This is a genomic window from Pseudomonas sp. B21-053 (assembly GCF_026016365.1).
In the GTDB taxonomy this organism is placed as follows: Bacteria; Pseudomonadota; Gammaproteobacteria; order Pseudomonadales; family Pseudomonadaceae; genus Aquipseudomonas; species Aquipseudomonas nunensis.
On the sequence record NZ_CP087205.1, the window covers coordinates 5540795 to 5564045 of the forward strand.

Below are 23251 nucleotides of genomic sequence, written 5' to 3' on the forward strand. Positions count from 1 at the left end.
TGACATGACCCAAGTACCTTCTGTTTCTGTAGATGTGACCACCGCCAACGAATTCATCGCCCGCCACATCGGCCCGCGTTCCGGCGACGAGCAAGCGATGCTCAACAGCCTCGGTTTCGACTCGCTGGAAGCCCTGAGCGCCAGCGTCATTCCTGAAAGCATCAAAGGCACCAGCGTGCTCGGCCTCGAAGATGGCCTGAGCGAAGCCGATGCCCTGGCCCTGATCAAATCCATCGCCGGCAAAAACCAGCTGTTCAAGACCTTCATCGGCCAGGGCTACTACGGCACCCACACGCCGTCGCCGATCCTGCGCAACCTGCTGGAAAATCCGGCCTGGTACACGGCTTACACGCCATACCAGCCAGAAATTTCCCAGGGTCGTCTCGAAGCGCTGTTGAACTTCCAGACTTTGATCAGCGACCTGACCGGCCTGCCGATCGCCAACGCCTCGCTGCTCGACGAAGCTACCGCCGCTGCCGAAGCCATGACTTTCTGCAAACGCCTGAGCAAGAACAAGGGTAGCCACGCGTTCTTCGCTTCCGTGCATTGCCACCCGCAAACCCTCGACGTACTGCGCACCCGTGCCGAGCCGCTGGGCATCGACGTGGTGGTTGGCGACGAACTCGAACTGACCGACGTGACGCCGTTCTTCGGCGCGCTGCTGCAATACCCGGCAAGCAACGGTGACGTGTTTGATTACCGCGAACTGACCGAACGCTTTCACGCCGCCAACGCACTGGTCGCCGTCGCGGCTGACCTGCTGGCCCTGACCGTGCTCACCCCGCCGGGCGAGTTCGGCGCCGACGTGGCCATCGGCAGCGCGCAACGCTTCGGCGTGCCGCTGGGCTTCGGTGGTCCGCACGCGGCTTATTTCTCGACGAAAGATGCGTTCAAGCGTGACATGCCGGGCCGTCTGGTCGGCGTTTCCGTGGACCGTTTCGGCAAGCCGGCCCTGCGCCTGGCGATGCAAACCCGCGAGCAACATATCCGCCGCGAGAAAGCCACGTCGAACATCTGCACCGCGCAAGTACTGCTGGCCAACATCGCCAGCATGTACGCCGTGTACCACGGCCCGAAAGGCCTGACGCAGATCGCCAACCGCGTGCATCACCTGACCGCGATTCTGGCCCAAGGCCTGAAAGCGATCGGTCTGAATGTCGAGCAAGCAAATTTCTTCGACACGCTGACGATCAAGACCGGCGCTAACACTGCCGCATTGCACGACAAGGCTCGCACCCAGCAGATCAACTTGCGCGTCGTCGATGCCGAACGTCTGGGCCTGTCCCTCGACGAAACCACTTCGCAAGCTGACGTGGAAACCCTGTGGACCCTGCTGGCTGACGGCAAAGCGCTGCCAGATTTCGCCACCCTCGCCGCTTCGGTTCAAGCGACTATTCCAGCCGCGCTGGTGCGTCAATCGCCGATCCTCAGCCACCCAGTGTTCAACCGTTACCACTCGGAAACCGAGCTGATGCGCTACCTGCGCAAGCTCGCCGACAAGGACCTGGCGCTGGATCGCACCATGATCCCGCTGGGTTCGTGCACCATGAAGCTCAACGCCGCCAGCGAAATGATCCCGGTGACCTGGGCTGAATTCGGTGCGCTGCACCCGTTCGCCCCGGCCGAGCAAAGCGCCGGTTACCAGCAACTGACCGACGAACTGGAAGCGATGCTCTGCGCCGCGACCGGTTACGACGCAATCTCGCTGCAACCGAACGCCGGTTCCCAAGGTGAATACGCTGGCCTGCTGGCGATCCGCGCCTATCACCAGAGCCGTGGCGAAGACCGTCGCGACATCTGCCTGATCCCATCGTCCGCTCACGGCACCAACCCGGCGACGGCCAACATGGCTGGCATGCGTGTGGTCGTGACCGCCTGCGATGCGCGTGGCAACGTTGATATCGAAGACCTGCGCGCCAAAGCCATCGAGCACCGCGAACACCTCGCCGCGCTGATGATCACTTACCCGTCGACCCACGGCGTGTTCGAAGAAGGCATCCGCGAAATCTGCGGCATCATTCACGACCACGGCGGCCAGGTGTACATCGACGGCGCCAACATGAACGCGATGGTCGGCCTCTGTGCGCCGGGCAAGTTCGGCGGCGACGTGTCGCACTTGAACCTGCACAAAACCTTCTGCATTCCGCACGGCGGTGGCGGCCCAGGCGTTGGCCCGATTGGCGTGAAGTCGCACCTGACCCCGTTCCTGCCGGGTCACGGCACCATGGAACGCAAGGAAGGCGCGGTCTGCGCGGCACCGTTCGGCAGCGCAAGCATTTTGCCGATCACCTGGATGTACATCCGCATGATGGGCGGCGCCGGTTTGAAGCGTGCTTCGCAACTGGCGATCCTGAATGCCAACTACATTTCCCGTCGCCTCGAAGAGCATTACCCAGTGCTCTACACCGGCAGCAACGGCCTGGTCGCGCACGAATGCATCCTCGACCTGCGTCCGCTAAAAGACAGCAGCGGCATCAGCGTTGATGACGTCGCCAAACGCCTGATCGACTTCGGTTTCCACGCCCCGACCATGTCCTTCCCGGTCGCCGGCACGCTGATGATCGAGCCGACCGAAAGCGAATCCAAGGAAGAACTGGACCGCTTCTGCGACGCCATGATCCGCATCCGCGAAGAAATCCGCGCGGTGGAAAACGGCACCCTGGACAAGGACGACAACCCGCTGAAAAACGCTCCGCACACTGCAGCGGAAATCGTTGGCGAGTGGACGCACCCGTATAGCCGTGAGCAAGCGGTGTACCCGGTTGCATCGCTGATCGAAGGCAAATACTGGCCACCGGTCGGTCGCGTCGACAACGTGTTTGGCGATCGCAACCTGGTGTGCGCCTGCCCGTCGATCGAAAGCTACGCTTAAAACTGTGTGGGGCGGTTAATCCGCCCCACCGCATTACCCCTTGTGGGAGCGGGCTTGCTCGCGAATGCGGTGGATCAGTCACCTCAATGTTGCCTGACCTACCGCATTCGCGAGCAAGCCCGCTCCCACAGGGGACCGTGCAAAGTCCCAGATTCCGCGAATTCCTATAACAAGAAACCGGAGAACAACTCATGTCGTTAAGCGTGTTCGACCTGTTCAAGATTGGTATCGGTCCCTCCAGTTCCCACACCGTCGGCCCGATGCGTGCTGCTGCGCGTTTCGCCGAAGGTCTGCGCCGTGAAGGGCTGCTGTCCGCCACCGCCAGCGTCAAAGTCGAGCTCTACGGCTCGCTCGGCGCCACCGGCAAGGGCCACGGCAGTGACAAGGCTGTGTTGCTCGGCCTGGAAGGCGAACACCCGGACACCGTGAACACCGAAACCGTCGCCACCCGCCTGCAGGACATTCGCGGCAACGGTCGCCTGAACCTGCTCGGTGAACACAGCATTGCGTTCAACGAAAAAGAACACCTGGCGATGATCCGCAAACCGTTGGCCTATCACCCCAACGGCATGATCTTTCGCGCCTTCGATGCTGCTGGCATTCAGATCCGCAGCCGCGAGTATTACTCGGTCGGCGGCGGTTTTGTCGTCGATGAAGATGCGGCCGGCGCCGACCGCATTGTCGAGGACGCAACGCCCCTGACCTTCCCGTTCAAAAGCGCCAAGGACCTGCTCACCCACTGCACCACCTATGGCTTGTCGATCAGCCAGGTGATGCTGACCAACGAAAGCGCCTGGCGCCCGGAAGCGGAAACCCGCGCCGGTCTGCTGAATATCTGGCAAGTAATGCAGGACTGCGTCGCCGCCGGTTGCCGCAACGAAGGCATCTTGCCCGGTGGTTTGAAGGTCAAGCGCCGTGCCGCCGCGCTGCATCGGCAATTGTGCAAGAACCCGGAATCGGCGCTGCGCGATCCGCTGTCGGTGCTGGACTGGGTCAATCTCTACGCGTTGGCGGTCAATGAAGAAAACGCCAATGGCGGACGCGTCGTCACTGCGCCCACAAACGGTGCAGCGGGGATCGTCCCGGCGGTGTTGCATTACTACATGCGCTTCATTCCCGGTGCCAGCGAGGACGGGGTCGTGCGCTTTCTGCTGACTGCGGCAGCCATCGGCATTCTCTATAAAGAAAACGCCTCGATCTCCGGCGCTGAAGTCGGCTGTCAGGGTGAAGTCGGCGTCGCCTGCTCAATGGCGGCCGGCGCTTTGTGCGAAGTCCTCGGTGGCAGCGTGCAGCAAGTGGAAAACGCCGCTGAAATCGGTATGGAACACAACCTCGGCCTGACCTGCGACCCGATTGGCGGCCTGGTGCAAGTGCCGTGCATCGAGCGCAACGCCATGGGCTCGGTGAAAGCCATCAATGCGGTGCGCATGGCCCTGCGCGGCGACGGTCAGCATTTCGTCTCCCTCGACAAGGTCATCCGCACCATGCGCCAGACCGGCGCCGACATGAAAAGCAAATACAAGGAAACCGCCCGTGGCGGTTTGGCGGTCAACATTATCGAGTGCTGATGCACGCATCCGCATTATTTTCAGGAGCTGAATATGTCCACCGAACAATTGCTGAAAACTCCACTGCACGCGCTGCACATCGAACTCGGCGCACGCATGGTGCCGTTCGCCGGCTATGACATGCCGGTGCAATATCCGTTGGGCGTGATGAAAGAACACCAGCACACCCGTGATCAGGCCGGGCTGTTCGATGTCTCGCACATGGGCCAGATCCGCCTGACCGGCGCGAATGCCGCCAAGGCCCTGGAAACTTTGGTGCCGGTGGACATCATCGACTTGCCGGTGGGCATGCAGCGTTACGCGATGTTCACCAACGAGACCGGCGGCATCCTTGACGACCTGATGGTCGCCAACCTGGGTAACGACGAACTGTTCCTGGTGGTCAACGCCGCCTGCAAGGATCAGGACCTGGCGCACTTGCGCAAGCACATCGGCGAGCAGTGCACCATCGAGCCGCTGTTCGAAGAACGCGCGTTGCTGGCACTGCAAGGCCCGGCCGCCGTGACCGTGCTCGCACGCCTGGCGCCTGAAGTGTCGAAAATGACCTTCATGCAATTCGCCCGCGTGAAGCTATTGGGCGTTGATTGTTTTGTCAGCCGTTCGGGCTACACCGGCGAAGACGGTTTCGAAATCTCCGTACCGGCCGCCAACGCTGAAGCTCTGGCTCGTGCGCTGCTGGCCGAGCCGGAAGTGGCCGCCATCGGCCTCGGCGCCCGTGACTCCCTGCGCCTGGAAGCCGGCCTGTGCCTCTACGGCCACGACATGAACGCCGAGACAACGCCGATTGAAGCGAGCTTGCTGTGGGCCATCTCCAAGCCACGTCGTACCGATGGTGCGCGGGCCGGCGGCTTCCCGGGTGCGGAAAGCGTGTTTGCCCAACAACAAGGTGGGGTCAGCCGCAAGCGCGTTGGCCTGCTGCCGCAAGAGCGCACGCCGGTGCGTGAAGGCGCAGAGATCGTCAACGAAGCCGGCGAGATTATCGGCAGCGTGTGCAGCGGTGGCTTCGGTCCGACCTTGGGCGGTCCTCTGGCCATGGGTTACGTCGACAATGCTTACATCGCTCTCGACACACCCGTTTGGGCGATTGTTCGTGGGAAAAAGGTGCCTTTGCTTGTAAGCAAAATGCCATTTGTTCCACAACGCTACTATCGCGGTTGATTGACTGTTTCTATAAGTAACGCGGTTGCGTTAACAGTGCACTAATCTGTAACGCAACCGCCATAAAACAGTGCAACCGTTCGATAATGAACTTGGCTTATAACGATCGAAAACATTTGAACACCGCCATCGAATAAGCCCGCACTAGTGACCGACTAACAGCCACCAACCTGAGCAAAACCGGGCCCCTCACAGGGGCTTGTTTTTTATTGGCTAGTTGGCGTAGAGTTTGTTCACTGTGTTTGCATGGGTCGCTTGGAATCGTGACCTGGGCAGTAGCCTACAAGTTAGCTACATCCCGTTCGACGTCTTCTTACTCTCCTGCAACCAGCCCCAGTACTCTTTCATGAGAAGGAGACTGTCATTAATTTTTTGCGTCAAAGGAATAAGAAATGTCCCAACGTCAGAGCGGTACCGTCAAGTGGTTTAACGACGAGAAAGGTTTTGGTTTTATCACTCCTGAAAGCGGTCCGGATCTGTTCGTGCATTTCCGCGCCATCCAGGGCAACGGCTTCAAGAGCCTGAAAGAAGGCCAGAAAGTGACTTTCGTCGCTGTGCAAGGCCAGAAAGGCATGCAGGCTGACGAAGTACAAGCAGAAGCCTAACCTTCTGTAACGAAAAAGCCCCTGATGCTGACATCAGGGGCTTTTTTGTGCGCGTAAATCCGTAAAATGGCTTCTTTTTCCGCCAGAGGCTGCCATGTCGAAACACCTGCTCAAACCCCAGGGCGACTTCCCTGCCGCCCACCTGGGTCGTCGCCTGGCAGCGATGTTCTATGACTTCCTGTTGTGTACCGCCCTGCTGATCGTTACCAGCGGCATCTACAAGATGATCCAGATGGCGATCATTGGCGAAGACAAGATGCGCACCCTGACTGAAGCCGGCGCCCTGGACGGTGATCCCTTGCTGTCGACGGTGCTGTTGTTTGTGCTGTTCGGTTTCTTCGCCAAGTTCTGGACTTGGTCCGGTCAGACCCTGGGCATGCAGGTGTGGGGTATCCGCGTGCAGAATGCCGATGGGTCGTCCATCAGCCTGTGGCAGGCGTTGTTGCGCTTTGTGGTGTCGATCGGGTCGTGGTTGTGCATCGGGCTGGGGTTTCTCTGGCCGCTGTTCGATAAGCAGAAGCGCAGCTGGCATGACATGTATTCGAATACGCAGCTCGTTCGTATTCCAAAGAAACAGAAGTAGCGCCTACAAAAAAAGATCGCAGCCTTCGGCAGCTCCTACAGGGTTTTGTGTACACCTGTGTAGGAGCTGCCGAAGGCTGCGATCTTTTGATCTTGCCTTTTGATCCCGCTCTTAAGCGTTACCCGCCAACTTCATCCGCGCCGCCTGGGTGAAATCCAGCATCCGCTTCAACGGCCGAATCGCCTGCGGAATCAACGCCGGATCAACAAAGATCTCGTTCGTCCCTTCCTTCAAGCTCTTCAGCGTCCGCTCAAGGGTATTCATCGCCATCCACGGGCAATGCGCGCAACTGCGGCACGCGGCACCGTTACCGGCCGTTGGGGCTTCGATGAAGACCTTGTCCGGGCACAACTGCTGCATCTTGTAGAAGATGCCGCGATCGGTGGCGACGATCAGCGTCTTGTTCGGCAGGCTTTGCGCCGCGGCGATCAACTGACTGGTGGAACCGACCGCATCCGCCAGTTCGATCACCGCAGTCGGCGACTCTGGGTGCACCAGAATGGCCGCATCCGGGTACAGCGCTTTCATGTCTTCGAGCTGCTTGGACTTGAACTCTTCGTGAACGATGCAGGCACCGTCCCACAGCAGCATGTCCGCGCCGGTCTTGCGCTGGATGTAGGTGCCCAAGTGTTTGTCCGGGCCCCAGATGATCGTCTCGCCGTTATCCATCAGGCTTTCGACAATCTCCAGCGCGCAGCTTGAAGTCACTACCCAGTCGGCCCGGGCTTTGACCGCTGCCGAGGTGTTGGCGTACACCACCACCGTGCGCTCCGGGTGCTGATCGCAGAACGCCGAGAACTCGTCCACCGGGCAACCCAGGTCCAGGGAGCAGGTCGCTTCCAGGGTCGGCATCAGCACGCGTTTTTCCGGGTTGAGAATCTTCGCGGTCTCGCCCATGAACTTCACGCCAGCGACCACTACGGTCTTGGCCGGATGAGCATTGCCGAAGCGGGCCATTTCCAGCGAATCGGAGACGCAGCCGCCGGTTTCTTCGGCCAGGGCCTGAATCACCGGATCGCAATAGAAGTGAGCAACCAGCACCGCGTCCTGAGCCTTGAGCTCGGCGGCAATGGCAGCGCGGTAATAAGCCTCTTCCTCGGTGGTCAGCGGCTTGGGCTGCTTGGCATCGAGGTGAGCTTGAACCAGAAGACGTTCAGAAATTTGCGTCATGATCGCAAGACCTGCGGGCGCTTTCGCGCGAAAGTCGAGTATACACCCGGCTCCGGACCCCTTGAGGGTACCGCCGGGAGCGTTAGTATTCATCAGGCACTACGTTGGAGCCGGGCAAGGCTACAGAATATCCCGTGGATGCAAAAGATGATTCTGACCTGCGTCACGCGGTGCAGCCCCGCGTTGAGCCGAACACAAATCGCGGGCAAAAAAAAATCCGGAAATCCTCACTTGCGTGGGCCTTCCAGACTTTTAAAACTGCTACAAAAATGGTGGGTCGTGTGGGATTCGAACCTACGACCAATTGGTTAAAAGCCAACTGCTCTACCAACTGAGCTAACGACCCGCTGTGTGGTGGCGCGTATAATACTGATTTTTAAGGACTATTCAACACCTAATTTGAAATAAATCAAAAATAAGGTGTTGGGTCACTGATTCCGGCGGCTGCGAAGCCTTCTGCACGCAGGCGGCAGCTATCGCACTTGCCGCACGCGTAGCCTTTATCGTCGGCCTGATAGCAGGAAACGGTCAGCCCGTAATCAACGCCCAGCTTCACTCCCGCCTCGACGATCTGCGCCTTGCTCAGGTTTTGCAGCGGCGCCTGGATACGGAAACCGTTGCCTTCCACACCAGCCTTGGTCGCCAGATTGGCCATGCGCTCGAAGGACTCGATGAACTCGGGACGGCAGTCCGGGTAACCGGAGTAGTCCACCGCGTTCACACCGATAAAGATGTCGCGGGCGCCGAGCACTTCGGCCCAACCCAGTGCCAGGGACAGAAACACCGTGTTGCGCGCCGGCACGTAAGTCACCGGAATACCTTCACCCGCCTCTTCCGGAATATCGATGCTGGTGTCGGTCAGTGCCGAGCCGCCCATACCGTTCAGGTTCAGGCCGATCACCTTGTGCTCGACCACACCCAGGTCGCGAGCGACGCGCGCGGCGGCGTGCAATTCAGCATGGGAACGCTGACCGTAGTCGAAGCTCATGGTGTAGCAGGCGTAGCCTTCAGCGCGGGCCATGGCCACGACGGTTGCCGAGTCCAGGCCGCCGGACAGCAGGATCACCGCACGTTTTTCGGTAGTGTTGAGTTGTTCGGTCATATCAGCGCCCCGGCTCGTCATTCCAAAGATATTTATGCAGCTGCAATTGCAGACGCACTGGCAGATTGTCCGCCACCACCCAGTCAGCCAGGTCCCGTGCATTCAGGTCATGGTGACTTGGCGAGAACAGGACTTCGCCGGCACGTCGATCAAGACCGTACTGGATCAGCTTGGACACAGCCCAGTCGTAGTCTTCCCGCGAGCAGATGACAAACTTCACCTGGTCGTTGGGCGTCAGCAGTTCGATGTTCTCGTAGCGGTTGCGATGCGCTTCTTTCGATCCTGGGGTTTTCAGGTCGACGACGCGACTGACCCGGGAATCTACCGCCGAGATGTCGAGAGCACCACTGGTTTCCAGTGACACTTCGTAACCGGCGTCGCACAACTGCCTGAGCAATGGGATGGCATTCGGTTGCGCCAACGGCTCGCCGCCGGTGACACAGACGTAGCGCGGACGAAAACCGGCCACTTGCTCGAGGATATCGTCGAGGGGGCGGATGGTACCGCCAGTGAACGCGTAAGCGCTGTCACAGTATTGGCAACGCAATGGACAACCGGTCAGGCGCACAAAAACAGTGGGCAGCCCGGCAGTCCGCGTTTCACCCTGTAACGAGTAGAAAACTTCGGTGATTCTCAATGTGTCTTGCATAGTCGCCACGGGCGTAACAGCTAAACAGGCTGTCCGCCTCCGTCAGGCTCTTCAAGGAACCCCGCCAACGCGCGAATCCCAAAAGCGTGTTTCAGAAAAAGGGCGTGAATTCTAACGAAAAAACCCGCGACAAGCGCGGGTTTCTTCTATATCGGGTCAAGCAGGCTTACATGCGCTGCAAATCGCGTTGAGCCAGCTGAGCGGCGGAAGTACCCGGATATTGGGCCACAACCTGCTGCAGAATGCCTTTGACCTTGTCGGTATGACCCAGGCGGCGCTCTACATCAGCCAGCTTGTACAGCGAATCAGGCACTTTGGCGTGCTTGGGGTACAGCTGCGAAACCTTGGCAAACGCCTGACCTGCACCTTGCAGATCGCCTTTGGCCAAGTTGACTTCGCCCAACCAGTACTGGGCATTGCCCGCGTATTGGCTGTTCGGGTATTTGCGCAGGAAAGCGGCGAAAGCCTGGCTGGCCTTGTCGAAATCCTTGGCTTTGATCAGGTCGAAGGCTGCGTCGTAATACAGTTTTTCCTTCGCCGGATCACCCGGTTCACTGCTGGCGGCCGGGGCTTGAGCGGCGACCGCTCCTGCACCTGCGCCTGCAGCGGCTGCTGCGCCGGGGGCATTCAACGTGCCACCGGTGGAAGAATTATCAGGAGTGGCGGCTGGTGCAACGCCGGTTCCTATGCGCCGATCAAGATCCTGGTATCGCTCCAGGCTTTCCTGCTTCATGCGCGCTACATCATTTTGCAGAACTTCGATCACACCTTGTTGGCGTGAGATCTGCTCCTGCATGGATTGCAGTTGGTTGAACAGCTCGCCCTGTGCCGAGACAGGGGCCGAAACCCCTCCCCCGGCATAGGCGCCGTTCGTACCGTAACCCGCAGGCGGATAACTGGTCCCGCTAGTGTTTCCGGAATTGTTATCGACCACAGGAACCGCAGCCCACACCGCAAGCGGTGCGAGACTGAGAGCCAGAACAGTTACAGCACGACGGCACGTTCGCATGACGAATTACTTACGCAGTTCGACGCGACGGTTTTGAGCCCAGGACTGCTCGTCGTTGCCGGTAGCAACTGGACGCTCTTCGCCGTAGGAAACCAGTTCCAGCTGAGCTGGGGAAACACCTTGCAGTACCAGGTAGCGCTGAACGGCTTTCGCACGACGCTCGCCCAGTGCCATGTTGTACTCACGAGTACCACGTTCGTCGGTGTTGCCTTCCAGAACAACGCGAGCGCCGTTTGCTTTCAGGTCTTTAGCGTGAACATCCAGAGCGCGCATGGCTTCTGGCTTCAGGTCCGAGCTATCGTATTCGAAGTAGAAAGTGGTGATTGCGCGCAGAGCAGCTTCTTCGCTCAGGGAGCCGTCAACTGCACCAGTGTTAGCGCCGTAACCAGCGTTTGGATCAACAGCGCCTTCACCGGCATTGTCGCCGCCTTTGGACGAGCAACCTACAGCTACAGCCATGGCCAGAGCCAGCGCAGCAAATTTACCAAACTTCAGCATTTCCATCGTGAAACTCCTAATGAACCCCAGTGTGTTAAGTAAAACGTGTAGCGCCGCGTCAGTTCAGGTAAGGGGACCAGGAAGGTTCTCTGACTTCGCCTTGTGCGGTAGGAAGCGGGAGCCTTACGCGTCCATTAATGGACACGAGCATCAAGACTCCCCGGCCCTGCTGGCGGGTGGCGTAGATTACCATGGTGCCGTTGGGCGCAACAGTAGGCGACTCGTCCAGAGTGCTATCAGTGAGGATTTTTACGCTTCCGCGCTGCAAATCCTGGGCCGCCACCTTGAAATTAGTGAAGCCATCCTGGCGGTGAATCATCACCAGGGTCTTTTCATCGGCCGAAAGTTTCGGGTTTGCGTTGTAGTTACCGATGAAAGTCACGCGTTCCGCACCGCCACCACCGACGCTGGTCTTGTAGATTTGTGGCTTGCCGCCACGGTCGGAGGTGAAGTAGATGGTCGAACCATCTTTACCCCAGAACGGTTCGGTGTTGATGCCAGGACCGTTGGTGACACGCGAGATCTGACGTGAACCCAGGTTCATCACATAGATGTCCGGGTTGCCGTCTTTCGACAGTACGAATGCCAGGCGATTGCCATCCGGCGACCAGGCTGGCGCGCCATTCAGGCCTTCGAAGTTGGTGATCTGCTCACGGCGACCGGTGTCGATGTTCTGCATGAAGATGCGCGGACGCTTCTGTTCGAACGAAACATAGGCGATGCGCTTGCCATCCGGTGCGAAACGCGGCGACAGGATCGGCTCGCGCGATTGCAGCAGAGTCACGGCGCGGGCACCGTCATAGTCCGAACGTTGCAGCGTGTAGCGCGTGTTCTTCTCGGAGAAACGCTCGGCTGTCACGTACAGCAGACGTGTCGAGAACGCACCTTTAATACCGGTGAGTTTTTCGAACGACTGGTCAGCGATGTAGTGCGCCATGTCGCGCAGTTGATCGACGCTGCCCGACACGCTGCCGGTCAGCACTTGCTGCTCGGTGGCGACGTTGAACAAAGCGTACTGGACCTGCAGGCGACCGCCCGCCGGAACAATGCTGCCGACCATGATGTACTGGGCGCTGATCGCCTTCCAGTCACGGAAAATGATTTCGCTGGCCTGGCTCGGCTGGCTGATCATTTGCTGCTTTGGAATCGGCGAGTAGTAGCCCGAGTTGCGCAAATCGTTACCAATAATTTCGGCCATGTCGTCCGGGAGGACGGTGCCGCCCTGGAAGCCGAACGGTACTACCGCAATCGGGGTGGCCCGATCACTGCCGCTGGTGACCAGAATGTTTTTTTCATCTGCTACCGCCATCCCTGCCAGGCAGCAGATAACGACAAGCATTCCTCGAAGAAGGTTTCTCACAAGGCTAGATCCTCAGGTGTGAATGTCATCTTGAATGAACGATACGGAGCGAAATCGCTCGGCTTCATTCCCTGCATTTCTGTCAAACGTCCAATATTCTTGACCGCAGCCACAGCAGACGAGTCGAACGGACCATCGCCACTGGACTTGGCAACGCTGACCGAAGTCACCGTACCGTCCGGCAACATGCCGATTTGCAACACGACCGTCATGCCTTTGCGTGCCGAAGGTGGACGAGCCCAGCCTTCCGCTGCACGAGCACGAATCAGGTCATCGAAACTGCCGGCGACTTCGTCACCCTGCTCATCGGCCAACGCCTGCTGACGCTGTGGCGTGTCGGAAAGCAAATCTGCCAAGGCCTGGGCCTTTTTGTCTTCGGTAGATTTACGTGCCGCATCCTGCGATTTCTTCTTCGCAGCATCGGCAGCAGCTTTCTTCTTCGCTTCGTCGGCGACTTTCTTCTTCGCCTCTTCAGCTTCAGCTTTTTTCTTGGCGTCGTCCGCGGCTTTCTTCTTCGCGTCTTCGACGATCTTTTTCTTCGCTTCTTCAGCGGCCGCTTTCTTGGCCTCTTCTTCAGCAGCTTTCTTGGCTTCTTCTTCAGATTTCTTCTTGGCTATATCAGCCAATTGTTTCTCTTCGGCCTTTTTGGCTTCGGCGGTCTTCTTGGCTTCGTCGGCTTTCTTGGCTTCATCAGCCTTTTTCGCTTCCTCAGACTTCTTGGACTCGTCGGCCTTCTTGGCTTCCTCGGCTTTTTGAGCCGCTTCTTCTTTCTTTTGTTCCGCAGCCTTCACCGCTTCCTGCTCGACCTTCTTCTGTTCCATCTGTTCGACTTCGGTTTGACGCGCGGCAGACTTCACCGCTTCACCCGCAATCTTCTGATTGGTCTGGGTGGTCGCCCGACTTTTCGATTTCAGCTGGTACAGGGTCGCCTGGACAATCGGCTTGGCCGGCGGCAACTCAGGCGTCATGGCGAAACTGACGAACAGCATGCCGAAAACCAGCACGTGCAAGCCAATCGCCCAGACACTAGGCCAGAAGTAGCTTTCCGAGGCTGTTGGCTCTCGTTGTTGCTGCATCAGGGCGCCTCGGTAATCAAGCCAACATTACCGACTCCGGCCTTCTGCAACCCGCCCATGGCGCCCATGACCGAACCGTAGTCGACGGTCTTGTCGCCACGGATGAAGACCTGGGTGCGCTTGCCGTTATCGTTGCCGGCGCTGATGATTTTGGTCACGGCGCTGGTCATCTGCGGCAAGGTCATGGCCTTGTCCTGCTGCTTCTCGGTGTCGACTTCGCTGCCAAGGTTCCAGTAGTAGGTCTTGTCAGACTTGATCGAAATGGTCAGGACCTGGGTGTTGTTGTCCTGCGGCAAGGCTTCGCTGGAAACCTTGGGCAGATCAACCTTCACGCCCTGATTGAGCATCGGCGCGGTCACCATGAAGATGACCAGCAGTACCAGCATCACGTCGATGTAAGGCACTACGTTCATCTCGGCGACCGGCTTGCGCTTTTTGCGAGCTCGAGCGATTAAAGCCATTGGAAATTACCTGCTTATTCTTCGCTGGTGTGCACTTTGCGGTGCAGGATCGCCTGGAATTCGTCGGCGAAGGTGTAGTAACGGCTCAGCAGGGTTTCGCTGCGAGCAGCAAAACGGTTGTAAGCGATAACGGCCGGGATGGCTGCGAACAGGCCGATGGCAGTAGCCACCAGTGCTTCGGCGATGCCCGGGGCCACGGTGGCCAGGGTCGCTTGCTGGGCAGTTGCCAGGCCACGGAAGGAGTTCATGATGCCCCAGACCGTACCGAACAGACCGATGTACGGGCTGACGGAACCAACGGTGGCGAGGAACGGCAAGCTCTGCTCGAGCTTTTCTTCTTCGCGGGAAATGGCGACGCGCATGGCACGGGCCACGCCTTCCATGACCGCTTCCGGGTCAACGCCTGGCTGCTGACGCAGACGGGAGAATTCCTTGAAACCGGCACGGAAGATCTGCTCGACGCCCGAATCCGGGTCAGGGTTGCTGCCGGCCTGACGGTAGAGTTTGGACAGGTCGATACCCGACCAGAAGCGCTCTTCAAAGCTCTCCAGGGCACGTCGACCGGCGCGCAGCAAATTGCTGCGCTGAAAGATCATGATCCATGAGGTCACCGATGCGGCTACCAGAATCAGCATTACCAACTGCACCACGACGCTGGCATTGCTGACCAGGCTCCACATGGAGGAATGGTCGACGACGTTAGCTTCCACGCTTTATCTCCTGCTTTGAGTGTGTACCCGCGCCGCTCACGTCGGCAAAGGCCGCACGTAGAGCTTCGGGAATGGCCCGGGGTTTCAAACTGTTAGTGCGCACACAGGCCACCAGAAACTGCCCTTCACAGAGCAGCGCATTATCCGTAGCCCGCCTGACTTGCTGTTTAAAGCGCAGGCTGACACGGTTCAATTCGATTACTTTAGCGCTTACCAGGAGTTCGTCGTCCAGTCGCGCCGGCGCGTGGTAACGCGCTTCGCTGGAATGCACGACGAACAACAGGTCCTCCCCTGCCAGCTGGGATTGGGCAAAGCCCAGTTCCCGGAGCCGCTCGGTTCGAGCCCGTTCCATAAACTTGAGGTAATTAACGTAATACACGATGCCGCCCGCATCGGTGTCCTCGTAATAAACGCGACAACGATGTGCGAAAGGCTCAAGCCCGTTTTGCGCGCGCATACTCTAGTGCTTACTCCTCAGGTTGCCAATCCGGCGAGGCAACTGTTTTTCATTGTTCTGCGGCTTTCTAGTGAAAGATTCGTCATGTGAGCCACTAGGACCACACAAACCCCCAATCGATCAGCCCGCAAACGTTAATTAATCGTCTACTGCATCGAGAAATTCGTCTACCACGGGCATCTCACCCAATCGTGACGGAATGTTTAAACCGAAATGCAGATACGCGTGCCGGGTCACTACCCGCCCCCGCGGGGTTCGCATGATATAGCCTTGCTGGATCAGGTACGGTTCCAGCACGTCTTCAATGGTGTGGCGCTCTTCACTGATGGCCGCCGCGAGGCTGTCTACGCCAACCGGGCCGCCGTCGAACTTCTCGATCATGGTCAACAGCAGACGCCGATCCTGGTGATCGAAGCCACGCTCGTCGACATCCAGCAGGTTCAGGGCCAGGTCGGCGATCGGTTTGGTGATGTGGCCCTTGGCGCGCACTTCGGCGAAATCCCGCACCCGGCGCAGCAAACGGTTGGCGATTCGCGGAGTGCCACGCGCACGGCGGGCGATTTCAAAGGCGCCCTCCGGGTCCAGCGGCAAGCCGAGAATGCTCGCCGAACGGCTGACAATCGTCGCCAGGTCAGCGGTGCTGTAGAACTCTAGGCGCTGGACAATCCCGAAACGGTCGCGCAACGGGTTGGTCAGCATGCCGGCGCGAGTGGTCGCGCCGACCAGGGTGAACGGCGGTAGATCGAGCTTGATCGAACGCGCGGCCGGCCCTTCGCCGATCATGATGTCGAGCTGAAAATCTTCCATGGCCGGGTACAGCACTTCCTCGACGATCGGCGACAGCCGATGGATTTCGTCGATGAACAGCACGTCGTGGGGCTCAAGGTTAGTCAGCAGCGCCGCCAGATCACCCGGACGTTCAAGAACCGGGCCCGAGGTGCTTTTGATCGACACGCCCATTTCCTGGGCGATGATATTGGCCAGCGTGGTTTTACCCAGGCCCGGCGGACCGAAGATCAGCGTGTGGTCCAGGGATTCGCTGCGACCACGAGCGGCCTGGATGAACAACTCCATTTGCTCGCGGACGGTCGGCTGGCCGATGTACTCGGCCAGGCTGAGGGGACGAATCGCCCGGTCCTGGACTTCCTCGCGGTCGCGAGGGCCAGGCGTGGCGGCAATCAGACGATCAGCTTCAATCACTTAAATCATTCCCTTCAGGGCACGGCGAATCAGGTCTTCACTGCTCAAGCCTTTCTCCTTGATCGAGGTAATCGCCTTGCTGGCTTCCTGCGGCTTGTAGCCCAGGGAGACCAGCGCGCTGATCGCATCACTCTCGGCGGTAACCGTCGGGGCTGGCGTATCCGGGCCACCCGGTTGGTTAGGCACCAGGGCGAACATCGCCGGCACGGTTTCCCAAGCCTTGAAGCGGTCCTTGAGCTCCACCAGCAAACGCTCGGCGGTCTTCTTGCCCACGCCCGGCACTTTGGTCAGTGCCGAGGTGTCCTGGGATTGCACGCAACGCACCAGTTCATCGACTTCCAGGCTCGACATCAAGGCCAGGGCCAATTTCGGTCCTACACCATTGAGACGGATCAACTCGCGAAAAAAGTCTCGCTCACGCTTGCCATAGAAGCCATAGAGTAACTGCGCGTCTTCGCGTACGACTAAATGGGTGTGCAAGGTCAGCGGTTCACCGACCGACGGCAAGCGATACAGCGTGGTCATGGGCACTTCCAGCTCATACCCCAGGCCGTTTACATCCAGAATCAGGTGCGGCGGCTGTTTCTCAGCCAGGGTGCCGCGCAAGCGTCCAATCACGTTTCGAATCCTTGAGCGTTGGCCAGCCCGAGGCCAGCGACTGACAGAGCAAGGGGTTTGCGCCGACAACCCAGGCGCAAAACCCTCATCCCTTAAAAATGATTGCTGATGCTATCAGAGACGCAGGCGCCCGCCACGACTGCGTGCTGTCCCCAGACCATGAGGCAGCAGGCTGGAACGGGTGTGCGCATGACAAATTGCAATGGCCAGGGCGTCCGAGGCATCGATTTGCGGTTTGCTGGTCAATTTGAGCATGTGCATGACCATCATTTGCACCTGCTCTTTATTAGCCGCGCCGGTACCGGTCACGGCTTGTTTGACCTGGGTCGCGGTGTATTCAGCAATTTCCAGGCTTTCTTCGGCGCCGGCAACGATGGCTGCACCACGGGCCTGGCCGAGTTTCAGCGCGGAGTCGGCATTGCGGGCCATGAAGACCTTTTCGATGCCCATGGTCGTCGGGCCGTAGGTCTGGATGACTTCCCGCACGCCGCGATAGACGATTTGCAGACGTTCGTGCAACTCGCCGGAGCCAGTGCGAATACAGCCCGAGGCCACGTAGACGCAGCCGCGCCCGGTATCGCGTACCACGCCATAACCGGTGATGCGCGAACCGGGGTCGATACCAAGGATTAAAGTCATAACGCCTGCGGAATATGGTGCGAAAACTGAGGGTAACTGTAGGAGCTGCCGAAGGCTGCGATCTTTTGGCTCTTAAAATCAAAAGATCGCAGCCTTCGGCAGCTCCTACAGTGTAGGGCGGGAGAAGGCTGCGACCTTATATAAATGCCTCAACCCAGTTGCGCGGCAACCGACTCCGGAATGTCTGCGTTGGAGTAGACGTTCTGCACGTCATCCAGGTCTTCAAGCATGTCGATCAGCTTGAGCACCTTCTCCGCGCCTTCCAGGTCCAGTTCGGCACTGGTGGTCGGCAGCATCACGATTTCTGCGTCATCACCTTTGAAACCGGCGGCTTCCAAGGCGTTACGCACCGAGTAGAACCCGGCGAACGAGGTGAACACGTCAATCGAACCGTCTTCGTGGGTGACCACGTCATCGGCGTCGGCTTCCATGGCCGCTTCCATCAGCGCGTCTTCATCGACGCCCGGCGCGAAGGAAATCTGCCCCTTGCGTTCGAACAGGTAGGCCACCGAACCATCAGTGCCCAGGTTGCCGCCGCACTTGCTGAACGCGTGGCGAACAGCCGCTGCGGTACGATTACGGTTGTCGGTCATGCACTCGACCATCACCGCCACGCCGCCCGGGCCGTAGCCTTCGTAAGTCAGTTCAACCATGTCGTCGGTGTCGGCTGCACCGGCACCGCGGGCTACCGCGCGATCAATGATGTCGCGACTCATGTTCGCACCAAGGGCCTTGTCCAGGGCCAGGCGCAGACGCGGATTGGAACCCGGATCACCGCCGCCCTGACGGGCCGCAACGGTCAGCTCACGAATCCACTTGGTGAAAATCTTGCCCTTCTTGGCATCCTGACGTTCTTTGCGGTGCTTGATGTTCGCCCACTTGGAATGACCCGCCATATCTCGCTCCGAATTCTCTTTGAAACATTGCCCGCTACGCGTTGAGCGCCAGCCAGCAACAAAAAATCTCGACCTGTAAAAAAGGCGCATCCCATAAGGATGCGCCTTCAGGGTCAGCCTTACTCAGCCTTTGGCGTTTCGCGCAGACGAATGTGCAATTCGCGCAATGCCTTGGCATCTACAGCGCCCGGTGCCTGAGTCATGACGTCAGCCGCGCTCTGGGTTTTCGGGAACGCAATCACTTCACGGATCGACTGGGCGCCGGTCATCAGCATTACCAGACGGTCCAGACCGAAGGCCAGGCCACCGTGTGGCGGCGCGCCGTATTTCAGGGCGTCGAGCAGGAAGCCGAATTTCTCTTCCTGTTCCGCTTCATTGATACCCAGCAGGCGGAACACGGTCTGCTGCATTTCCTTGCGGTGGATACGGATCGAACCGCCACCCAGCTCGGTGCCGTTCAGGACCATGTCGTAGGCACGGGACAGAGCGATTGCCGGGTTGGCTGCCAGCTCTTCCGGGGTGCACTTCGGCGCGGTGAACGGGTGGTGCAAGGCGGTGAAGCTGCCGTCGTCGTTCTCTTCGAACATCGGGAAGTCGACAACCCACATCGGTGCCCACTTGCAGGTCAGCAGGTCCAGGTCGTTGCCGACCTTGATCCGCAGCGCGCCCAGGGCTTCGCTGACGATCTTGGCTTTGTCGGCACCGAAGAACACGATGTCGCCGTCAACCGCGCCAACGCGATCGAGGATCACATTGAGGTTGGCTTCAGGGATGTTCTTGACGATAGGCGACTGCAGGCCTTCGACGCCTTTGGCGCGCTCGTTGACCTTGATGTACGCCAGGCCTTTGGCACCGTAGATGCCGACGAACTTGGTGTAGTCGTCGATCTGCTTGCGCGGCATGCTTGCCCCGCCTGGAACGCGCAGAGCGGCAATGCGGCATTTCGGGTCGTTGGCCGGGCCGCTGAACACCTTGAAGTCGACTTCTTTCAGTTGGTCGGCAACGTCTACCAATTCCAGCGGGTTACGCAGGTCAGGCTTGTCGGAACCGTAACGACGCATGGCCTCTTCGAAGGTCATGTGCGGGAAGTCGCCGAATTCCAGATCCAGCACTTCCTTGAACAGGTTGCGGATCATTTTTTCGGTGATGGCCATGATCTCTTTTTCATCGAGGAAGCTGGTCTCGATGTCGATCTGGGTGAATTCCGGCTGGCGGTCGGCGCGCAGGTCTTCGTCGCGGAAGCACTTGGCGATCTGGTAGTAACGGTCGAAGCCGGCGACCATCAGCAGTTGCTTGAACAGCTGTGGCGATTGCGGCAAGGCGAAGAAGGAACCGGCGTGAGTACGGCTCGGCACCAGGTAGTCACGCGCGCCTTCCGGAGTTGCACGGGTCAGGATCGGCGTTTCGACGTCGAGGAAGCCGTTCTCGTCCAGGAAGCGACGAATGCTGGTGGTCATGCGCGAACGCAGACGCAGCTTCTCGAGCATTTCCGGGCGACGCAGGTCGAGGAAGCGATAGCGCAGGCGGGTTTCTTCGCCAACGTCGGAGAACTCGTTGAGCGGGAACGGCGGGGTTTCCGACTCGTTCAGCACTTCAAGTTCGTAACCCAGCACTTCGATCATGCCCGACGCCATGTTGGCGTTGGTGGCACCGGCCGGGCGCAGGCGCACCTTGCCGGTGATCTTCACGACGTATTCGCTGCGCACGCGATCGGCGGCGGCGAAGCTCTCGGCGCGGTCCGGATCGAATACCACTTGGGCCAGACCATCACGATCACGGATATCGAGGAAAATCACCCCACCGTGGTCACGGCGACGGTGAACCCATCCGCAAAGGGTAATTTCCTGGCCTTCCAGGGCTTCGTTCAGTTGGCCGCAATAATGGCTGCGCATCATGGTAGTGGTTTCACTTCTCGTAATTCGAAATTCGGTTGGAGACCTTGCACAGAGGCAAGAGCTCGCACGTGTCGTTCAACTCAGGTTCCAGACCTTAGTCAGCTTTGTCGCCGCCGGCCAGATTCTTCTTGGAACCGGTCTTGAAGTCGGTTTCATACCAGCCGGTGCCGCTGAGGCGGAAGCCCGGCATGGACAGCATCTTCTTGAGCTCTGGCGCCTGGCACGCAGGGCAGTCGACCAGCGGTGCTGCGCTGATCTTTTGAATGGCTTCCAACTGATGACCACAGGAAGCACATTGATAGTCGTACATCGGCATGGGGGTTGTCTCGGCGATCAGGATTGCTACCGCTTACACAGGGTTTTGCGGCAAAGAGCGGGATTATATCCATTAAATGCAGCCTGTGCAGCCGTAAGACTGCACAGACTGACATACCACCCGTTACAGGCCGAAACAGGTGAGCCCAGTGTTACTTCAGGCTGTGCACGACGCAGACGACACGCACCAGCCCGGTGAAATTCTTCACCCCGCCGTGGCGCAACTGTACTTCGCGATCCACGTGGGACAACAGCGCACTGACCGAGCAGCCATTAAGCGTGGCCATTTTACCGAGGATTTCCCAATAGACCTGCTCAAGCCGCAGGCAGGTCGCGAAACCGTTCAGGCGCACCGATCGGGCCGAAGGCCTGGCCAGTCCCATATCGAATTCACTGACGAACGGATCAATCTTGATCGCCTGTTGCGCCCCGAAGCTCCTCTCATCCCGACTTTCTCCATAAACCATAGCGCTGACACTCCTTTGTCATCTCTGCTTTCTATAGGAGCTACCTCCTGTTCCCCTATAAAAACGCAGGCGCAAAGTTATATCCAGATGACTTTATGACCATCAACGTAGGATAAGCCAACAACAGAGTGAGGATCATGGACACGGTCCTACGCCGGACTGTTTCCTACGAAACCTGGGGTATTTTCTTCAGCTGAAAGGGCGTTTTTCTGCAAGAAGGAGCTGCGTGCGAACAACGCCCCCGGCGTCATTCGCACACCGGGACAGTTACTGATCCAGCAGCGAGCGCAACATCCACGCGGTTTTTTCATGAACCTGCATGCGCTGGGTCAGCAGATCCGCCGTCGGCTCGTCGCTGACCTTGTCCAGCAACGGGAAGATCCCGCGCGCCGTCCGGGTCACCGCTTCCTGCCCGTCGACCAGCTGCTTGATCATGTCTTCGGCACTGGGCACGCCCTCCTCTTCCTTAATAGAAGAAAGACGGGCATACACCGAATAGGCGCCGGGCGCCGGAAAACCCAAGGCGCGAATTCGCTCGGCAATCGAATCGACCGCCAGGGCCAACTCGTTGTATTGCTCCTCGAACATCAAGTGCAGGGTCCGAAACATGGGGCCCGTGACGTTCCAGTGGAAGTTATGGGTTTTCAAATACAGCACATAAGTGTCCGACAACAGACGCGACAGCCCGTCGACGATGGACTTGCGATCCTCTTCACTGATACCGATATCGATTGCCATGCTTACCCCCTAAAGGTGATGAAATTCATCCGACAAGTGCAGGACCACTGTAGCAAGGCAATCCGCACCCTGCTGACCTGGATGGCCAGCCGACCTGCGACAAATCGCCCCCGGGGACACCGCCCGACCGCCTGATTTGAGTAGGCGCAGGCTTTGCTGTTAAATAGGCAGTGTGTCGCTATGCCCCTATTTCTCCGGGGCGCAGCGCATAGGCTGGTAGCGGGTACGTGTCCACCGCCTCTTATTGTTTTGAAGCGGACCGTGCTCAATCAGCTCTTCCTTGTGATCCGTCTTAACGTGAGTCAATCAAAATGTTGAAAATCGTCCACCTGCTAATGGGCGCAGCAGCCTTGCTGCTGTCCTTCTTCCCTAGCTTGCAACCCGAAGCTGTTCCTTACCTGCAACAACCCGACGCGCTTTACCTGGCCTTTTTCGGCCTGCTCAACCTGACCCTCGCTCCGGTTATCCCCTACTGGAACAAAGGTCCTCGTCACCAACTGCAAAACCTGGTCAGCGCCCTGCTGGTCCTGGCTGTTGTCCTGCAAACCCTGACACTGATCGCGAAGATGCCTTTTATCGCCGGCCAACCTTCCGTTCTGTTCAGCCTGCTGACTGCCGTGGTCGCAGTCCTTCTGCACCTGGCCATCAGTTTCTACAAATCTTCACCGGCCGCCGCCTCGCCAAGCTATGACATGAGCAACCGCGATACCGGCACCGTCAAGTGGTTCAACACCTCCAAAGGCTTCGGCTTTATCTCCCGGGATTCCGGCGACGATATTTTCGTGCACTTCCGGGCCATTCGTGGCGAAGGTCACCGCGTCCTGGTCGAAGGCCAGCGTGTGGAGTTCTCCGTCATGAATCGTGACAAAGGCCTGCAAGCCGAAGATGTGATTGCCGCACTACCCCGTCGCTGATCCCGAGCGATAAAAAAACCGCGAGCAGCCTGGCTGTTCGCGGTTTTTTATTGCCCGGCGTTTAGCCGGTACACCTTTGAGTCAGTAGTGCGGCGGCGGGGCCTCTTCCTCGGAGGACTCGAACTGCCCGGCCATCTCTTCCTGGCGGCGCAGCAGCGCGGCCATTTGCAGTTGCAGGCGCTCGACCACGCGCTGTTGCGTCACCAGGATATCGTTCAATGACTGAATGGTGTCGTCCTGGAACGCCAGTTGGCTTTCCAGATCGTTGACGCGCTCTTCCAGGCTCATGGC

25 protein-coding genes and 1 tRNA gene are annotated in these 23251 nt (G+C 58.8%); 6 read left to right on the top strand and 20 right to left on the bottom strand.

Going from position 1 to position 23251, the window contains the following annotated elements; all coding sequences use genetic code 11:
- The first annotated feature begins 4 nt into the window (after positions 1-4).
- The 5 genes from gcvP to LOY68_RS24830 all read left to right on the top strand — a co-directional run bounded on the left by gcvP (position 5) and on the right by LOY68_RS24830 (position 6786).
- A complete protein-coding gene (gene gcvP / locus LOY68_RS24810; protein ID WP_265040517.1) occupies positions 5-2872 on the top strand; it encodes an aminomethyl-transferring glycine dehydrogenase in 2868 nt (955 codons plus the stop codon).
- 191 nt (positions 2873-3063) lie between these two features.
- Positions 3064-4440, top strand: a complete 1377-nt coding sequence (locus LOY68_RS24815) for an L-serine ammonia-lyase (protein WP_265040518.1) — start codon at positions 3064-3066, stop codon at positions 4438-4440.
- 33 nt (positions 4441-4473) lie between these two features.
- Positions 4474-5598 carry a glycine cleavage system aminomethyltransferase GcvT gene (gene gcvT / locus LOY68_RS24820; RefSeq protein ID WP_265040519.1) on the top strand — a complete coding sequence of 375 codons (1125 nt, stop codon included), beginning with the start codon at positions 4474-4476 and terminating at the stop codon, positions 5596-5598.
- Positions 5599-5990: 392 nt separating this feature from the next.
- Positions 5991-6203 carry a cold-shock protein gene (locus tag LOY68_RS24825; protein WP_003175786.1) on the top strand — a complete coding sequence of 71 codons (213 nt, stop codon included), beginning with the start codon at positions 5991-5993 and terminating at the stop codon, positions 6201-6203.
- 94 nt (positions 6204-6297) lie between these two features.
- The gene (locus LOY68_RS24830) at positions 6298-6786 is read left to right on the top strand and encodes an RDD family protein (RefSeq protein ID WP_265040520.1); all 489 of its coding nucleotides are present in this window, start codon (positions 6298-6300) and stop codon (positions 6784-6786) included.
- Between the two features lie 111 nt (positions 6787-6897).
- On the opposite strand, the gene nadA is transcribed toward LOY68_RS24830, so the two are convergent.
- From nadA to LOY68_RS24925, 19 genes are all read right to left on the bottom strand, one after another.
- Positions 6898-7956: a quinolinate synthase NadA gene (gene nadA, locus LOY68_RS24835; protein WP_054044979.1), complete on the bottom strand. Its 1059-nt coding sequence runs from the start codon at positions 7954-7956 to the stop codon at positions 6898-6900.
- Between the two features lie 270 nt (positions 7957-8226).
- A tRNA-Lys gene (locus LOY68_RS24840) sits at positions 8227-8302 on the bottom strand.
- A gap of 63 nt (positions 8303-8365) precedes the next feature.
- Positions 8366-9058: a 7-cyano-7-deazaguanine synthase QueC gene (gene queC / locus LOY68_RS24845; protein WP_054044981.1), complete on the bottom strand. Its 693-nt coding sequence runs from the start codon at positions 9056-9058 to the stop codon at positions 8366-8368.
- Position 9059: 1 nt separating this feature from the next.
- Positions 9060-9707 (bottom strand): 7-carboxy-7-deazaguanine synthase QueE, encoded by a 648-nt coding sequence (queE, locus tag LOY68_RS24850; RefSeq protein ID WP_265040521.1) that lies wholly within the window; start codon positions 9705-9707, stop codon positions 9060-9062.
- A gap of 166 nt (positions 9708-9873) precedes the next feature.
- Positions 9874-10716 (bottom strand): tol-pal system protein YbgF, encoded by an 843-nt coding sequence (gene ybgF / locus LOY68_RS24855; protein WP_163912564.1) that lies wholly within the window; start codon positions 10714-10716, stop codon positions 9874-9876.
- 6 nt (positions 10717-10722) lie between these two features.
- Positions 10723-11220, bottom strand: coding sequence for a peptidoglycan-associated lipoprotein Pal (gene pal, locus LOY68_RS24860; RefSeq protein ID WP_003178634.1), 498 nt, complete (start codon positions 11218-11220; stop codon positions 10723-10725).
- A 52-nt stretch (positions 11221-11272) separates the two neighbouring features.
- A complete protein-coding gene (tolB, locus tag LOY68_RS24865; RefSeq protein ID WP_054044985.1) occupies positions 11273-12523 on the bottom strand; it encodes a Tol-Pal system beta propeller repeat protein TolB in 1251 nt (416 codons plus the stop codon).
- Positions 12524-12570: 47 nt separating this feature from the next.
- Positions 12571-13650, bottom strand: coding sequence for a cell envelope integrity protein TolA (gene tolA / locus LOY68_RS24870; protein ID WP_163912563.1), 1080 nt, complete (start codon positions 13648-13650; stop codon positions 12571-12573).
- Positions 13650-14102 carry a protein TolR gene (gene tolR, locus LOY68_RS24875; RefSeq protein ID WP_163914819.1) on the bottom strand — a complete coding sequence of 151 codons (453 nt, stop codon included), beginning with the start codon at positions 14100-14102 and terminating at the stop codon, positions 13650-13652. The genes tolA and tolR overlap by 1 nt, the downstream gene beginning before the upstream one ends.
- Positions 14103-14125: 23 nt before the next feature.
- Complete coding sequence (gene tolQ, locus LOY68_RS24880; RefSeq protein WP_054044990.1) at positions 14126-14821, bottom strand: protein TolQ; 696 nt, start codon at positions 14819-14821, stop codon at positions 14126-14128.
- Positions 14811-15278 carry a tol-pal system-associated acyl-CoA thioesterase gene (ybgC, locus tag LOY68_RS24885; protein ID WP_265040522.1) on the bottom strand — a complete coding sequence of 156 codons (468 nt, stop codon included), beginning with the start codon at positions 15276-15278 and terminating at the stop codon, positions 14811-14813. Before ybgC ends, tolQ begins: the two co-directional genes overlap by 11 nt.
- Before the next feature lie 138 nt (positions 15279-15416).
- On the bottom strand, positions 15417-16478 hold the full coding sequence (ruvB, locus tag LOY68_RS24890) for a Holliday junction branch migration DNA helicase RuvB (RefSeq protein ID WP_054044994.1): 1062 nt from the start codon (positions 16476-16478) through the stop codon (positions 15417-15419).
- A complete protein-coding gene (ruvA, locus tag LOY68_RS24895) occupies positions 16479-17096 on the bottom strand; it encodes a Holliday junction branch migration protein RuvA (protein ID WP_163912561.1) in 618 nt (205 codons plus the stop codon).
- A 114-nt stretch (positions 17097-17210) separates the two neighbouring features.
- Positions 17211-17735: a crossover junction endodeoxyribonuclease RuvC gene (gene ruvC, locus LOY68_RS24900; RefSeq protein ID WP_054044997.1), complete on the bottom strand. Its 525-nt coding sequence runs from the start codon at positions 17733-17735 to the stop codon at positions 17211-17213.
- A gap of 149 nt (positions 17736-17884) precedes the next feature.
- Complete coding sequence (locus LOY68_RS24905; protein WP_008072427.1) at positions 17885-18631, bottom strand: YebC/PmpR family DNA-binding transcriptional regulator; 747 nt, start codon at positions 18629-18631, stop codon at positions 17885-17887.
- 119 nt (positions 18632-18750) lie between these two features.
- Positions 18751-20526 (bottom strand): aspartate--tRNA ligase, encoded by a 1776-nt coding sequence (gene aspS, locus LOY68_RS24910; RefSeq protein WP_265040523.1) that lies wholly within the window; start codon positions 20524-20526, stop codon positions 18751-18753.
- 94 nt (positions 20527-20620) lie between these two features.
- The gene (locus LOY68_RS24915; RefSeq protein ID WP_010457489.1) at positions 20621-20842 is read right to left on the bottom strand and encodes an FmdB family zinc ribbon protein; all 222 of its coding nucleotides are present in this window, start codon (positions 20840-20842) and stop codon (positions 20621-20623) included.
- A gap of 151 nt (positions 20843-20993) precedes the next feature.
- On the bottom strand, positions 20994-21308 hold the full coding sequence (locus LOY68_RS24920; RefSeq protein WP_163912559.1) for a ribbon-helix-helix domain-containing protein: 315 nt from the start codon (positions 21306-21308) through the stop codon (positions 20994-20996).
- Positions 21309-21575: 267 nt separating this feature from the next.
- On the bottom strand, positions 21576-22046 hold the full coding sequence (locus LOY68_RS24925; protein WP_054045005.1) for a Dps family protein: 471 nt from the start codon (positions 22044-22046) through the stop codon (positions 21576-21578).
- Between the two features lie 311 nt (positions 22047-22357).
- Here LOY68_RS24925 and LOY68_RS32140 point away from each other — a divergent pair, with 311 nt between their 5' ends.
- The gene (locus LOY68_RS32140; protein WP_054045007.1) at positions 22358-22960 is read left to right on the top strand and encodes a cold-shock protein; all 603 of its coding nucleotides are present in this window, start codon (positions 22358-22360) and stop codon (positions 22958-22960) included.
- A gap of 81 nt (positions 22961-23041) precedes the next feature.
- Here the strand turns inward: LOY68_RS32140 and LOY68_RS24935 are convergent, their stop codons facing one another.
- Positions 23042-23248, bottom strand: a complete 207-nt coding sequence (locus LOY68_RS24935; RefSeq protein ID WP_054045009.1) for a SlyX family protein — start codon at positions 23246-23248, stop codon at positions 23042-23044.
- Positions 23249-23251 lie beyond the last annotated feature (3 nt).

Bases quoted from the DNA above. Each gene is read 5' to 3' on its own strand.
- gcvP (WP_265040517.1), top strand. From the start codon at position 5: ATGACCCAAGTACCTTCTGTTTCTGTAGATGTGACCACCGCCAACGAA.
- LOY68_RS24815 (WP_265040518.1), top strand. From the start codon at position 3,064: ATGTCGTTAAGCGTGTTCGACCTGTTCAAGATTGGTATCGGTCCCTCC.
- gcvT (WP_265040519.1), top strand. From the start codon at position 4,474: ATGTCCACCGAACAATTGCTGAAAACTCCACTGCACGCGCTGCACATC.
- LOY68_RS24825 (WP_003175786.1), top strand. From the start codon at position 5,991: ATGTCCCAACGTCAGAGCGGTACCGTCAAGTGGTTTAACGACGAGAAA.
- LOY68_RS24830 (WP_265040520.1), top strand. From the start codon at position 6,298: ATGTCGAAACACCTGCTCAAACCCCAGGGCGACTTCCCTGCCGCCCAC.
- nadA (WP_054044979.1), bottom strand. From the start codon at position 7,956: ATGACGCAAATTTCTGAACGTCTTCTGGTTCAAGCTCACCTCGATGCC.
- queC (WP_054044981.1), bottom strand. From the start codon at position 9,058: ATGACCGAACAACTCAACACTACCGAAAAACGTGCGGTGATCCTGCTG.
- queE (WP_265040521.1), bottom strand. From the start codon at position 9,707: ATGCAAGACACATTGAGAATCACCGAAGTTTTCTACTCGTTACAGGGT.
- ybgF (WP_163912564.1), bottom strand. From the start codon at position 10,716: ATGCGAACGTGCCGTCGTGCTGTAACTGTTCTGGCTCTCAGTCTCGCA.
- pal (WP_003178634.1), bottom strand. From the start codon at position 11,220: ATGGAAATGCTGAAGTTTGGTAAATTTGCTGCGCTGGCTCTGGCCATG.
- tolB (WP_054044985.1), bottom strand. From the start codon at position 12,523: ATGGCGGTAGCAGATGAAAAAAACATTCTGGTCACCAGCGGCAGTGAT.
- tolA (WP_163912563.1), bottom strand. From the start codon at position 13,650: ATGCAGCAACAACGAGAGCCAACAGCCTCGGAAAGCTACTTCTGGCCT.
- ybgC (WP_265040522.1), bottom strand. From the start codon at position 15,278: ATGCGCGCGCAAAACGGGCTTGAGCCTTTCGCACATCGTTGTCGCGTT.
- ruvC (WP_054044997.1), bottom strand. From the start codon at position 17,735: ATGACTTTAATCCTTGGTATCGACCCCGGTTCGCGCATCACCGGTTAT.
- LOY68_RS24905 (WP_008072427.1), bottom strand. From the start codon at position 18,631: ATGGCGGGTCATTCCAAGTGGGCGAACATCAAGCACCGCAAAGAACGT.
- aspS (WP_265040523.1), bottom strand. From the start codon at position 20,526: ATGATGCGCAGCCATTATTGCGGCCAACTGAACGAAGCCCTGGAAGGC.
- LOY68_RS24915 (WP_010457489.1), bottom strand. From the start codon at position 20,842: ATGCCGATGTACGACTATCAATGTGCTTCCTGTGGTCATCAGTTGGAA.
- LOY68_RS24920 (WP_163912559.1), bottom strand. From the start codon at position 21,308: ATGGTTTATGGAGAAAGTCGGGATGAGAGGAGCTTCGGGGCGCAACAG.
- LOY68_RS24925 (WP_054045005.1), bottom strand. From the start codon at position 22,046: ATGGCAATCGATATCGGTATCAGTGAAGAGGATCGCAAGTCCATCGTC.
- LOY68_RS32140 (WP_054045007.1), top strand. From the start codon at position 22,358: ATGTTGAAAATCGTCCACCTGCTAATGGGCGCAGCAGCCTTGCTGCTG.
- LOY68_RS24935 (WP_054045009.1), bottom strand. From the start codon at position 23,248: ATGAGCCTGGAAGAGCGCGTCAACGATCTGGAAAGCCAACTGGCGTTC.